The following is a 13815-nucleotide window of genomic DNA, read 5'->3' as shown; positions in this document are numbered from 1 at the left end:
GCGTCACGGCACCGAACGCCAACCGGATTCAGCCCCGGACCACGAGTAGCGAGTCGAGAACGGACGGAAGCCAGCGCCGGTGTAACAGCGTTCTCAGCCGAGCGTTGGCGTGAACCGATCGTCCCCGAGGAAGTTCCAGATGTGACCTCGCTCTTCGGGCGGGTCGACGGCAGGCAACTCCTTGAGCGCGGGTTGAATCGCGTTCCACCACCCTTCCGCCGTCTCGAACTCGGCTGGGTGGTCGGGATAGACGTGTTCGAGGAACTCCGACTTGGTCGCGCTCGGGTGATCGACGATGTACTCGTAGGCTGCCCGTAACGCGTCGCGGCGCGCCTCGAGCGACTGCCCGGTTCCTGGGAGGTCGGCAGTGCGGATCGCCGTCTCGATGGCGGCGGACGACTCGTCACCCTTGGTTCGTTCTCCCGCCGGCGACGCCACCTCGGGCTGTCCTCGTTCCGGTGGCGTCTCGATCGGAATCCACCACACCCGTCCTCGAGCACCCACCTTGCGCGTCTCGAGGGTCCCGCGATCGACGAGCTCATTCAGTTTGTTGTGGGCGGTTCGGCGGGAACACTCGAGCGCGTCCATGACGTCGTCAGCAGTCAGCGGCCGACCGTAATCTGACCGATCCTCGAAGACAGTGAGGGCGGCCTCCGGGGGGATTCGATCGGTGTACTGCCCGTGTTCGTTCCGTTCTCGATCAGCACCCATACGCGCTACCAGTGCAGTCGACTGTAAATGCTTTTGCCCCGCGAGCCGAGTCGGAACTGGAAATGATACCGAATTCGGTCGGATACCCGCGTGAGGAGTACACGTTTGTGGTCTCAGTTTATATCATCGTGCGATATCCGTGGGGGGTTCCGATCCGACAACTATAACTGGTACATGTACACAGATATCATACGACATGATGCCAGGGGAACGCCAGCGGCGGGGCGCTGTAGGAGTCGTCTGTGAGACCGGTGTGACGAATTGACGAGTATGGTATCGGAACTAGACGTACTGTTCGCCGCCCTCCCCCTGCTCGTCGTCGGCGTCTTGCTCGTTGGATTGCTGTGGCCGGCGACACGGGCGATGCCGATCGCGTGGCTCGCTGCCATCGGCGTCGCCGCCGTTGTCTGGAACATGCCGCCAGCGTGGCTCGCCGCGGCGACGATCGAAGGAATCCTCACCGCGATACAGATCCTGTGGATCGTCTTCGGTGCCCTCGTGCTCTTGTATACGATGATGCTAGCGGGGGCGTTCGATGCCCTCAACCGGAGCTTCGCGACGGTCAGCGAGGACCGCCGCATCCAAGTGGTTCTGGTCGCCTTTTTCCTCGCGACGTTCCTCGAGGGCGTCGCCGGCTTCGGGACGCCGGCAGCCGTCGTCGCGCCGCTGTTGCTGGGACTCGGCTTCCCGGCGCTTGCGGCAGTGATCGCAGCGCTGATCGGCCACATCATCGCCGTCACCTACGGCGCGGTTGGGACGCCGATCATCGTCGGCATCCGGGAACCGATGGATAGCGTCTTCCGGATCAGAACGGCGCTCGAAAGCGAGGGGGTGACTGCAGCGGAGTTCTCGGTCAACGTCGCAGCGTGGGCGGCGACCTACCATCTGCTCGTTGGCGTCTTGATGCCGTTCATCGCGGTCGCGATGGTCGTCTACTTCTTTGGCGAGCGCCGATCGATCAGGCCCGCACTCGAGGTCGCGCCGCTGTGTCTGTTCGCAGGCGTCGCGTTCGGCGTTCCGTACTGGTTTTCGGCCTGGTATGTCACGCCGGAGTTTCCGAGTCTGATCGGATCGATGGTCGGCGCGACGGTCGTCGTCGGCGCGCTGCGGGCGGGCTACTTCGTTCCCGACGAGGACTGGGAGTTTCCCGACCAGTCCGAGTGGCCCGACCACTGGCTGGGCGACATCCAGCCCGGCGACCGCGGATCGGTGTTGTCCAGCGAGCCACGGATGTCTCTCGTTCGTGCGTGGACGCCGTACCTCCTGTTGCTCGTATTGCTCGTCGTCACTCGGCTGGTGGAACCGCTCCCGGCACTGTTACAGGGAGAGACGGTGACGATCCTCGGCCGAGAGCTGTCGTTGACGCTCTGGTCGATCAGTACCGGCGTGGGCCAGTTTACGATCGGCCTCGTCTCCCTCGAGTGGGCCGAGATATTCGGGACGAGAATCGGCAACGAGATCGACTTCGGCTACGTCCCCGGCATGTGGCTGCTGGGCAGCGCGCTCGCGGCGATGGTGCTGTTCGATATGGAACGATCGGACGCGACAACCGCCTGCCTCGAGGCCGCCAGAAAGCTCGTGACGCCGCTGATCGCGCTGGTGTTCGTCCTTGCAATGGCACAGGTCATGCTCCAGTCGGCCGCCCATCCGGATGCACCGCCCCAGAGCATGATCGTCGTCCTCGCGATGGCAACCGCGACCGTCTTCGGGCCCGCCTACCCGTTCGTCGCCGCGCTCATCGGCGCGCTCGGGGCCACACTCGTGGGATCGAACACCGTCAGCAACATCACGTTCGGCCCGCTGCAGTTCATCGCTGCGGAGAACCTCGGCATCTCGCGGGAACTCACCGTCGGCTCACAAGCTGTCGGCGGCGCGATCGGGAACCTCGTTGCGATCCACAACGTCGTCGCTGCGCTCGCAACGGTCGGCCTCGTCGGCCAAGAGGGGCGCGTGATCCGGGTGAATCTCGTTCCGCTCGTATACTACACCGTCTTTGTGGGCGTCTGGACCGTACTCTTCGTCTACGTCCTCTTCCCAGATGTCTTCTGACCTGTGGCTTCGACGTTTCCGCGCTTGTCTCCGAACGAACACTAAATCGACCATCCCTGGATGTATGGCCAGCAATCATCCCATATATTCATTATATATGCAACAATCATGGGAGTGCTCGACAATTCCGATAAATATACATGGTGATCCCCTCGAGACTCGACCGATGCGGCCATCTCACATTCGATGGGACGACGAGAGAACAATTCAGTGGATTGAATCTTCTGGAACGGGTCCGCTATGACCGGTCTGATCGAAGTCGGAGCGGCACTGGCACCGCTCGTTATCGTCGCTGTGTTGCTGGTCGGCCTGTTGTGGCCCGCCGCACGGTCGATGCCAGTCGCGTGGCTCGTCGCTGCGATCGTCGGGTTCGTGATCTGGGATATGCCGTTCGAGTGGATCGTTGCGGCGAGTATCCGTGGCGGCATGGCGGCGATCGAGATCCTCTGGATCGTCTTCGGCGCGCTCGTATTGTTGTATACACTGATGCGATCGGGAGCGGTCGACCGAATCAACGACGGGTTCGCCTCGATCAGTGAGGATCGCCGCGTGCAGGTCGTCCTGCTCGCCTTCTTCCTCGCGACGTTCATCGAGGGAGTCGCTGGCTTCGGGACGCCGGCGGCAGTCGTCGCGCCGCTGTTGCTCGCGCTGGGGTTCCCGGCGCTGGCTGCGGTCGTCGCGGCGCTGGTCGGACACGCAGTTGCGACAGTGTTCGGCGCGGTCGGCACGCCGGTCATCGTCGGCTTCGAGGCACCACTCGGGAGCGTCGAGGATGTAATCGCCACCGGCGGGATGTCGGTCGGCGAATTTGCCGCGTCGGCCGGCGGCTGGGCGGCGCTGTTCAACGGCATTCTCGGCGTCTTGATGCCGATGTTCGCCGTCGGAATGGTCGTCTACTTCTTTGGCGACACCGAGGAGCGATCGCTCGCCCCGCTGTGGGACGTCGCGCCGCTGTGTCTGTTCGCCGGCGTCGCCTTCGCCGTCCCCTACTGGGCGTCGGCGTGGTTCATCGGCCCGGAACTCCCCTCGCTCATCGGCGCGATGGTCGGCGGCGCAATCGTCGTCGGCGCGCTCAAAGCGGGCTACTTCGAACCGGACTCCACCTGGGAGTTCCCTCCACAAGACGAGTGGCCCGACCACTGGGTCGGGACCATCGAGCCGGGAAGCGACGAGACGGACACGGCGACGGCCGATACGCAGTCGATGTCGCTGCTGCGTGCGTGGTCGCCGTACCTGATTCTCGTCGTGTTGCTGATCGGGACCCGCGTGGTCGAACCCGCCGCGGACTTCCTGCAGGGAGAGGTGGCCGAACTCTTCGGAACGACCGTCCAGACCAACCTCGTCTTCCTCGAGTGGAATTCGATTTTCGGAACCGAAATCAGCGGGGCGATCGACTGGGCCTACGTTCCCGGCACCTGGCTCATCATCAGCGCGCTGATCGCCATCCCGCTGTTCGGGATGGATCTCGAGGAGGCCGCTGGTGCGTGGCGCGAGGCCGGGAGCAAAATCGTCTCGCCGCTGGTCGCGCTCGTGTTCGTCATCGCGATGGTCGAAATCATGCTCGAGACCGACGCCCACTTCGAGGACGGAGCCGCCGCCGGCGTCCCCGACGGGAGCATGATCGTCGTCCTGGCGGATGCAACCGCAGCAGTGATCGGGCCCGCCTATCCGATGTTCGCACCGGCCGTTGGCGCGCTCGGTGCGTTCATCGCTGGCTCGATCACGGTCAGTAACATCACCTTCAGTGCGTTCCAGTTCGAAGTCGCCCAGAGCCTCGGACTGCCAACCCAGCTGATGCTCGGCGCACAGTCTATCGGCGCGGCGATCGGGAACGTGATCGCGATTCACAACGTCATCGCCGCCCTCGCGACGGTCGGACTGGTCGGCAAGACCGGCCGAATCGTTCGACTCAACCTTATCCCCGTCGCATACTATCTGTTCGTGGGCGGTCTCCTGACGACGATTGCCGCCTACGTCGTCTTCCCGACGGTGTTCTAACCGTCGCTGGCAGTATAAGCATCGACTCCCAATACCCATCTCACGAAGCGTTCGACTGACGCTAACGGACGCCTGAGACAACACCAATGACGATAACACCACCAAACCGACTCGACCCAGCGGACGATCCCGAAGCGAACTACAACTACCAGAGCGACGACATCGAACGGCCCGACCTGCTCGCAGACCTCGAGGCCCGCGTCGATGGCGACGTTCGCTTCGATAGCTACTCGAGACAGCTGTATGCGACCGACGCGAGCATTTACGAGGTGACACCGATCGGCGTTGTCTTCCCGACGTCGACCGACGATGTTGCGAGTGTCGTCTCCTACTGTGCCGACAACGAAATTCCGGTCCTCCCCCGCGGTGGCGGGACAAGTCTCGCCGGCCAGACGGTCAACGAAGCCGTCGTCCTCGATTTCACGACGTACATGGACGACGTCGTCGACATCGATCCCGACGCCCGGCGCGCAACTGCACAGACGGGGATCTATCTCGGTTCGTTCAACGAGGCGCTCGCGCCCCACGAACTGAAGTTCGCCCCTGACCCGGCGTGGGGCGACAAGAGCGCACTCGGCGGCGCGATCGGCAACAACACGACGGGTGCTCACTCCCTGCAGTACGGCAAGACCGACGCCTACGTCGAGGAAGTCGAAGTCGTGCTCGCCGATGGAACCGTCACCACCTTCGGCGAGGTCGACCTCGAGGACGTCCCGGAACTCGCAGACGGTGACGACCTCGAGTCGGCGATCTACGCCGAAGTCGCCCGAATTCTCGAGGAGCAGGGCGATCTCATCGACGACGTCTACCCCGACCTGAAACGGAACGTCTCGGGCTACAATCTCGACTGGCTCGTCGAAGACGCCTACGGCGGCGAACGCGGCATCGGCGAACCCGACTCCGAAGGTGGGACGATCAACCTCGCGAAACTGCTCTGTGGCAGCGAGGGAACGCTTGCGATCGTCACCGAGGCGACCGTCTCGCTCGAGACGATCCCCGAGGAAAAGAGCATGGCGTTGCTTGCCTACGACAGCGTCCTCGAAGCGATGGACGACGTCGAACCCATCGTCGAACACGATCCGGCCGCCGTCGAAGTGCTCGACGACGTGATGATCGACCTCGCACGAGACACTCCCGAATTCGCGCCCGTCACCGAGATGCTTCCGGACGGGACGGCCGCGGTCTTGATCGTCGAGTTCTACGCTGACGACGTCGACGACGGCAAACGGAAGGTCGCGAACCTGCTCGCGGATCGCTGTCCGAGCGTCGAGTCGGAGGGCGAGGCCGACGACGAGGACGAGCGAACGATCACCGGTGCGGACACGCTGGCGTTCGACGCCATTGAGGCCTACGACGCCGACAGTCGGGCGAAGATCTGGAAGCTGCGCAAATCCGGCCTCCCGATCTTGCTCTCGCGGACGACCGACGAGAAACACGTCGCCTTCATCGAAGACACCGGCATCCCGCCGGCAAACCTTCGGGCGTTCGTCGCCGACTTCCAGGAGGTCCTCGAGGACCACGACACCTACGCCAGCTTCTACGCCCACGCCGGTCCGGGCGTCCTCCACATCCGCCCGCTGGTGAACACGAAGACCGACGCGGGTCTCGAGGACATGGAGTCGATCACCGACGCCGTGACCGACCTCGTCGTCAAGTACGACGGCTCCGTCTCGGGCGAACACGGCGACGGCCGCGCTCGCACCCAGTGGAACCGCAAACTGTACGGGGAGGCGGTCTGGGAGACGTTCCAGGAGCTCAAAACGGCGTTCGACCCCGACTGGCTGCTCAATCCGGGGCAGGTCGTCTACCGCGACGACGACCCGACCGATATGACCAAAAACCACCGGTTCGGCCCCGACTACGAGTTCAACGCCGGCTTCGAGCCAGCACTCGAGTGGGACAACGACCAGGGCTTTCAGGGGATGACCGAACTCTGTCACGGCTGTGGCGGCTGTCGCGGCGAGCAGTCCACGACCGGCGGCGTGATGTGTCCGACCTTCCGGGCCGAAGACGAGGAGATCCTCTCGACGCGTGGTCGGGCGAACATGCTCCGACAGGCGATGAGCGGCGAACTCGAGCCAGACGAACAGTTCGACGACGAGTTCGTCGAGGAGGTGCTCGACCTCTGTATCGGCTGTAAGGGCTGTAAACACGACTGTCCGAGCGGGGTCGATATGGCCAAGCTGAAAGCCGAACTCACCTACGAACATCACAAGCGAAACGGCGTCTCGCTTCGCGATCAGTTCTTCACGAACTTCGAGACCCTCGCAAAGCTCGGTTCTGCGACGGCCCCCGTCTCGAACTGGATGGCGAAGCTGCCCGGCAGCGGCGTCCTCACCGAGAAGTTGCTTGGGATCTCCCGCGAGCGCGACCTGCCGACGTTCCAGCGCAACACGTTTGCAAAACGCGTCGCGGACCACCGACCCGCCGTGCCCGCTCGCGAGGCCGACCGCCGCGTCGTCCTCGTTCCCGACATCTACACCAACCACGAGTATCCCGAGGCCGGAGAAGCCGCCCTCGCGGTGCTCGAGGCCGCAGGCGTCCACGTCGAGATTGCTGACCCACGCGATGTCGGTCGGCCAGCGTACTCGAAGGGGCTGCTCGGTCAGGCCGCTGAGGACGCGACCGACACCGTCCACGAACTCCTGCCGTACGTCGAGGACGGGTACGACGTCGTCCTGATCGAGCCCTCCGACGCCGTCATGGTCCAGTCGGATTATCTCGACCTGTTCGACCATCCGGAGGTCGAGGCGGTCGCCACGAACACCTACGGCGTCTGTGAGTACATCGATCAGTTCGATCTCGACGCCGACATCGAGTTCGCGGCCCCCGACGAACACCTCGCCTACCACGGCCACTGCCATCAGAAGGCCCACGCGAAAGACCACCACGCCGTCGGCGTTCTTCGACGGGCCGGCTACGCGGTCGATCCGCTCGATTCGACGTGCTGTGGAATGGCCGGCTCCTTTGGCTACGAGGTCGAACACTACTCGATGAGTAAGGCCATCGGTGAGGTCCTCTACGAACAGGTCGACGACAGCACGGCCGAGCGCGTCGTCGCTCCCGGCGCATCCTGTCGGACCCAACTCGAGGACCGTCCCGGTGCGACCGAGAAGCCGCCGACGCCGATCGAGGTCGTCGCCGCGGCACTCGCCGGGCGACGGTAGTCGGAACCAGCGCCGGGGCGAGTTTCGTCGCCGGTTCTTCCCGAGTTTTTATTTAGTTGACTGGTCTGGTCTGTATGTATGTCTTCACGCCGTCTTTCAGCCCAGGAACTCCTCGGCGGGTTCATCGTACTGCTCGGCCTCCTCCTGTTACTCGACACCACTGGCGTGTACGATACGACACAGCTCCTCCAGTTCGTCCCGTCACTGTTCGTGATTGCCGGTCTCTACGCGCTCGTCTCGAGCCGCCTCCGGAACGTCACCGGCCCGCTGGTCGTCATCGTCGTCGCTGGCGGCTGGCAACTCGCCACGCTGGGTGTCGTCGAATGGCGTGACTTCGAAGCGCTCTGGCCCCTGCTTATCGTCTTACTCGGCCTGTCCGTGATCCTCGGTCAGTACCGGGCACGGGCATACGAGGTCAGCGATGCGTTCGTGACGGCGGTCGGGCTGTTCGGTGGTGCTGACCGGCGCGTGACGACCGATGGGTTCGTCGGCGGCGAGCTGACGGCCGTATTCGGCGGCGTCGATCTCGACCTTCGTGATGCAACCGTCTCCGATCGACCGGCTCGAGTCAACGCAACGGCCGTGTTCGGCGGCGTCGACGTCCGCGTTCCGACTGACTGGAACGTCCAGGTCGACGTCCTCCCGATCTTTGGCGGTGCAGAGGACGAGCGGCCACGCCGGGCCGAAGAACACGATTCGGTCGATCTCGTCGTCACCGGGTTCGCTGCGTTCGGTGGCATCACCGTCGTCGATTGAGACTGACGGACAGCCCCTCGAGTCCGTCCCGTTACGTTTTACCCGGCCCGGCCCGAATCGTGGCGCAATGACTGCCCAGACCGTCCAGCAGGGCGACCTCGTGACCGTCATCGGCCTCGAGGTCCACGTTCAGCTGGAGACCGACACGAAGATCTTCTGTGGGTGTTCGACCGACCAGACCGACGAACCGAACGAGAACGTCTGTCCGGTCTGTCTCGGCCTGCCGGGGGCGTTGCCGGTGCTCAACGAGGCCGCCGTCGAAGCCGCCGTCAAGATCGGCAAGGCGATCGACGCCGACATCCCCGAAGAGACCCGCTTCCACCGGAAAAACTACTACTACCCCGACCTGCCCAAGAACTTCCAAATCACCCAGTACGACGAGCCGATCTGTCAGGACGGCGACCTCGAGATCAGCGTCGAGGGCCAGCGCCGAACCGTCACGATCGAGCGCGCCCACTTAGAGGAGGACCCGGGCAGCCTCCAGCACGTCGGCGGCGGTGGCGGCATCGATTCGGCCGACTACACGCTCGTCGACTACAACCGCGCGGGCACGCCACTGATGGAGATCGTCACGGCACCCGACTTCCGCAGTCCGGGCGAAGTCCGGGCCTTCTTGGCCGAACTCGAGGAAGTGCTCGAGTATCTCGGCGTGTTCGACGCCGAGCGCGACGGCAGCCTGCGGATCGACGCCAACCTCTCGATTATCCCCGAAGACGAGATCGAAAGCGACGACGTCACCGAGATCAGCGACGAGGCACTCGCCGCGGCGAACCGAACCGAAGTGAAGAACATCTCGAGTCACAAGGGCGCAGAGAAGGCCTTGGCCTACGAGGAGACCCGACAGAAGAACGCGATCCAGCGTGGACGCGCGGTCGAACAAGAGACCCGCCACTGGGACGAGTCTCGGGGGATCACGGTCTCGATGCGCTCGAAAGAAGAGGAGAAAGACTACCGCTACTTCGAGGAGGCCGACCTGCCGCCGCTTCGCGTCTCGGGCTGGAAAGACGAAATTTCGATTCCTGAACTCCCGACGGCACGTCGCGAGCGATTCCAAGAGGAGTATGGGCTGAGTGAGGAAGCCGCCTCGAAGCTCACCTCGACGAAACAGGTCGCGGACTTCTACGAGGACGTCGCCGGCGAGTTCGATCCCGATCTGGCGGCGACGTGGGTTGCAGACAACCTGCTGGGCGAACTCAACTACCGCGATATGGAAATTACGGATCTCGAGGGCCGACTCGAGGACGTCATGCGACTCGTCGAACTCGTTGCTGACGACGAGATTACGGCGAAAAACGCCCACGAGACCGTGCTGCGATCGATGCTCGACGACGGGGATGCTCCCGACGAGATCGTCGACAGAGAGGGACTGGGCAAAACCGGCGAGGATGAGGTCCAGCAAGCGGTCGTTGAGGCGATCGACGAAAACCCCGACGCCGTCGACGACTACGAATCGGGCGACGATGGTGCGATCAACTTCCTTGTCGGGCAGGTCATGCAAAAGACCGGCGGCAGCGCCGACCCCGGCGACGTCAACCAGCTGTTGCGAGCCGAACTCGAGGCGTAACCGAGTCGCCGCACAGCGGGTCTCTCACCGTTTTTTGAGCTGGCCGACCGGCTACGACGGCGAGCCGGTCTCCGGCTATCACTCACTCGAGAGTCCGCCCTGAAACGCGGCCACACCCTCGCGGAACGTCTCGGGGATAGGCGTCGGGGTTTCGGTCTCGCGGTCGACGGCAACATGGGTGACGGTGCCGTCGGCGAGACACTCACCATCCGCTGCGCGCACTGCCCGATACTCCGAGGTGAAACTCGCGGTGCCGATATCGACGACGCGAACTTCGTTGATGATAACGTCGCCGAACTCGGCCGCATTGCGGTAGTTCAGTTCCGTGTTTGCGACGTGGACCTGCCAGCCGTTCTCGTGCATCCGATCGTAGCCGTAATCGATCTCCCGAAAGAGCTGCGAGATCGCCTCGTCCTGAAACGTAAAGTACTCGCCATAGAAGACGATCCCTTGCTGGTCGGTTTCGGCGAATCGAACACGGTTTTCGAAGACGGGTTGGAACTCGGGCTGTCCGGTGTTGTCAGTGGCACCCATACGACGTACCGCCGCTGCGATCGTTAAAGCCGTACCGGCCACGGCAACCAGTCGGACGTGTCTCGAGTTGGGTTTTTGTGACGCTGTCAATGCCGGCCACAACGCTACCTATCGTCATCACGACACTGTTGTATGGTCAGAGTCTCGACAATTGTGATCCTTGCCGGTATCGTACTGCTGTTCATTCCAATCCCACCAGTTGCGACGATCCTTGGGATTCTCGTGATTCTTCTCGGGGTCGCACTCAGACTGCTCGCGGGTCTCTGACAGCCCATCGTTCGGTGGCTCGAGGTTGGCACCTGAGTCGGAAACCGCCAGCCACCGTTTGGCCCTACGCCTTTGTGCGTTCCTGTCTATCGTTCGAGCATGCAGTCGACTCCACAGGTCGTCGTTGTCGGTGGTGGGCTCGCCGGGCTGGTTGCGACACGCCGGCTTGCCGACCACGGTGTTGATGTAGCGTTGCTCGAACGTCGTGACACCGTCGGCGGTCGTGTTCGAACACACGACCAGAACGGGTATCGGTTCGATCGCGGATTCCAGGTTCTGTTTCCGACGTATCCGGCCGTTCAGCGTGAGCTGGACCTCGAAGCCCTGGAGCTACGTCGGTTCACGTCGGGGGCGACCATCATCGGCACTGACCACCGGACAGTGCTCGCAGATCCACGCCAGAAGCCGAGTACACTCCCCGCGACGCTGACGAACGACGACGTAACAATGGGCGATCGACTCCGCGTCGCCCGGCTCTGGTTGGAACTCCGCCGAGTCGATCCGGACCAGTTTTTCGACGGCAAACATGAGGCAGACGAGTCGATCGAACGCTATCTTCGCAAACGCGGCTTCTCCGACCGCTTTATCGAGCGCTTTTTCGCACCGTTCTACGGCGGGATCACCCTCGATCGGTCGCTGTCGACCTCGAGTCGCGTCTTCGAGTACACGTTCGCCACCCTCGCCGACGGCGGGGCTGCAGTCCCGGCCGCGGGGATGGGTGCGATTCCAGCCCAGCTTGCAGGTCACGTCCGAGACGCCGGCGGGCGGCTCGAGACCGGAGTCGAGGTCGAAGCCGTCTCGAGTGCGGACCAGTCCGCGACAGTGACGACAGCCGATGGGGAGACAGTCGAGGCCGACGCGGTCGTCGTCGCGACCGATCCGCCGGCCGCTCGTGAGCTTACCGGCCTCGAGTCGATACCAACCGACGCGCGGGCCTGCGTGACCCAGTACTACGCGTTGCCAGCGGAAGCGGACCTCGAGACTGGGAAACGACTGCTGCTCAACGCAGTCGATGACGACGCGCCGAACCACATCGTCCCCCACAGCGCGGTCGCCCCGGAGCACGCTCCTGATGGCACGACGCTGATCAGCGCGACCTATCTCGGCGAGCCCGACCACAGCGAGTCGGAGCTGGCCGAACGGACGCAGCTGGCGCTCGAGACGTGGTATCCCGACCAGCGGTTCGACGCGCTCGAGACGCTTCGGACCGACCGGATCGAGTTCGCTCAGTTCGACCAGCCACCGGGGGTTCATAACGGACTCCCCGACACGCGAGATCCACCGGGAACCGTCTATCTCGCCGGCGACTACACCCGCTGGTCGTCGATTCAGGGTGCGATGCGAAGCGGCCAGGACGCAGCGCAGGCAGTGCTCGAGGATTACTCGCTGTAGCGTCCTGTGTTGATCCGGCGCCGGTCGACCGGTCGTCTCGAGAGCCGCACGAATTCGCGTATCAGTGGGCCCTCGCTCCGGACGCAACGCCGTGTGATCGACGGCGAATCCGAATAAACGACTATGATCGCTGGCCTGGTAGCCTACCTCATGTGCCCTGTGAACAAGGACGAACTCGAGTGGACAGCGCTCGAACACGGTGCGATGCACGTTCGGCGAAAGCAGTTGAGTGAGCAGACAGACGGTGACCAACTGGGCTGTAGCCTCTATGAACTCCCGGCTGAACACGAATCGTGGCCATACCATTACCACACCGCAAACCAAGAGGCGATGTACGTGCTCGCGGGCACGGGAACGCTTCGGCTGGCTGATGAAACCTATCCACTCACCGAGGGCGACTACGTCTCTTTTCCAGCCAACGAAACGGGTGGCCACAAGGTGATCAACGACTCGGAAACGCCGCTTCGATATCTCATGGTCTCGACGATGAACGAGCCGGACGTGACAGTGTACCCCGATTCGGAGAAACTGGGTGTGTTCGTCGGCACACCGCCTGGCGGCCGAGATGAACGGTCACTCCACGGCTATTATCCCATCGACGACGACGTCGATTACTGGGATGGAGAGTAGGACGCTCGTTCCGGTGTCGCTGCCAGTACGGCCACTACAGCAGCCGCCGACACGCTCCCAGCGGCGGAAACCACAGCAGTTCCTCGCTCGAGTCATCCCAGACGCCCGGGTGAAACGCATCTGCGTCGGTGACCAGCGGTGACTGGAACGCTCGAGCACGCATTTCGTTGACCGTCGCGCCCCCAGCAAGCGTCGTGAACGCTGGGCAGACGATCACGTCCGCTCCCTCGTAGACGGTCGGCCCGTAGAGAAAGCAGGGCCGTTTGCGTCCGTCGACGGACAGTGCGGGATGGTCGTGGCCGATGACGTACCGCGTCGCGTCCGTCTTGGGTCGTTCGTGGCCATGACAGACCACCGTCTCGTCATCCGCGAGCCGGTACTCGCCGACCATGGTCCCATCGAACACCGTCTCGAGCATCGTGTCGTGGTTCCCTGGTGTGACGACAAGCGAGGCATCGGCCGCGTCGACTGTGTCCTCGAGCGCCGCCAGATCGCGTTCGACACCGCATGGCACGCCATCGAAGGCGTGTAGCACGTCGCCGGCGACGACGACCGTCTCCGGGTCGGTTCGGGTGAGCAGGGACTCGAGTCGATCGCGAATCGCTTTGGCGTCGTCGATCGGTGCGTCAACGCTCGAGGCAGCCCCGCGGCCGAGGTGGACGTCGGCAATGACGAGCGTGTCGGCTGCAGGCACGAAGAGTGCGCGTTCGATCGGCGAAAACGGGAGGTCGACGCGAGGAGGCACAG

The 13815-nt window shown here is 63.5% G+C and carries 11 protein-coding genes; 8 read left to right on the top strand and 3 right to left on the bottom strand.

Annotated features, from left to right (window positions below; genetic code table 11):
• Positions 1–93: 93 nt before the first annotated feature.
• Positions 94–711, bottom strand: coding sequence for a helix-turn-helix transcriptional regulator (locus DV706_RS15915; RefSeq protein ID WP_006067918.1), 618 nt, complete (start codon positions 709–711; stop codon positions 94–96).
• A 270-nt stretch (positions 712–981) separates the two neighbouring features.
• On the opposite strand from DV706_RS15915, the gene DV706_RS15910 reads away from it, so the two are divergent.
• From DV706_RS15910 to gatB, 5 genes are all read left to right on the top strand, one after another.
• Positions 982–2760, top strand: a complete 1779-nt coding sequence (locus tag DV706_RS15910; RefSeq protein ID WP_006067919.1) for an L-lactate permease — start codon at positions 982–984, stop codon at positions 2758–2760.
• A 240-nt stretch (positions 2761–3000) separates the two neighbouring features.
• Positions 3001–4758 carry an L-lactate permease gene (locus DV706_RS15905; protein ID WP_006067920.1) on the top strand — a complete coding sequence of 586 codons (1758 nt, stop codon included), beginning with the start codon at positions 3001–3003 and terminating at the stop codon, positions 4756–4758.
• 86 nt (positions 4759–4844) lie between these two features.
• Positions 4845–7925: an FAD-binding and (Fe-S)-binding domain-containing protein gene (locus DV706_RS15900; protein WP_006067921.1), complete on the top strand. Its 3081-nt coding sequence runs from the start codon at positions 4845–4847 to the stop codon at positions 7923–7925.
• 78 nt (positions 7926–8003) lie between these two features.
• Positions 8004–8681 (top strand): LiaF transmembrane domain-containing protein, encoded by a 678-nt coding sequence (locus DV706_RS15895; RefSeq protein ID WP_006067922.1) that lies wholly within the window; start codon positions 8004–8006, stop codon positions 8679–8681.
• Between the two features lie 67 nt (positions 8682–8748).
• Positions 8749–10245, top strand: a complete 1497-nt coding sequence (gene gatB, locus DV706_RS15890; protein ID WP_006067923.1) for an Asp-tRNA(Asn)/Glu-tRNA(Gln) amidotransferase subunit GatB — start codon at positions 8749–8751, stop codon at positions 10243–10245.
• 78 nt (positions 10246–10323) lie between these two features.
• Here gatB and DV706_RS15885 read toward each other — a convergent pair whose 3' ends face one another.
• Positions 10324–10779 carry an acyl-CoA thioesterase gene (locus DV706_RS15885; protein WP_006067924.1) on the bottom strand — a complete coding sequence of 152 codons (456 nt, stop codon included), beginning with the start codon at positions 10777–10779 and terminating at the stop codon, positions 10324–10326.
• Between the two features lie 132 nt (positions 10780–10911).
• Here DV706_RS15885 and DV706_RS15880 point away from each other — a divergent pair, with 132 nt between their 5' ends.
• From DV706_RS15880 to DV706_RS15870, 3 genes are all read left to right on the top strand, one after another.
• Positions 10912–11046: a hypothetical protein gene (locus tag DV706_RS15880; protein WP_006067925.1), complete on the top strand. Its 135-nt coding sequence runs from the start codon at positions 10912–10914 to the stop codon at positions 11044–11046.
• A 99-nt stretch (positions 11047–11145) separates the two neighbouring features.
• Positions 11146–12438 (top strand): NAD(P)/FAD-dependent oxidoreductase, encoded by a 1293-nt coding sequence (locus DV706_RS15875; RefSeq protein ID WP_006067926.1) that lies wholly within the window; start codon positions 11146–11148, stop codon positions 12436–12438.
• A gap of 150 nt (positions 12439–12588) precedes the next feature.
• Positions 12589–13068, top strand: coding sequence for a cupin domain-containing protein (locus tag DV706_RS15870; protein ID WP_049890019.1), 480 nt, complete (start codon positions 12589–12591; stop codon positions 13066–13068).
• Positions 13069–13102: 34 nt separating this feature from the next.
• Here the strand turns inward: DV706_RS15870 and DV706_RS15865 are convergent, their stop codons facing one another.
• A complete protein-coding gene (locus DV706_RS15865) occupies positions 13103–13813 on the bottom strand; it encodes a metallophosphoesterase (RefSeq protein WP_006067928.1) in 711 nt (236 codons plus the stop codon).
• Between the last annotated feature and the right edge of the window lie 2 nt (positions 13814–13815).

Source organism: Natronorubrum bangense (genome assembly GCF_004799645.1).
In the GTDB taxonomy this organism is placed as follows: Archaea; Halobacteriota; Halobacteria; order Halobacteriales; family Natrialbaceae; genus Natronorubrum; species Natronorubrum bangense.
This window is presented reverse-complemented; position numbering and strand designations above follow the sequence as displayed.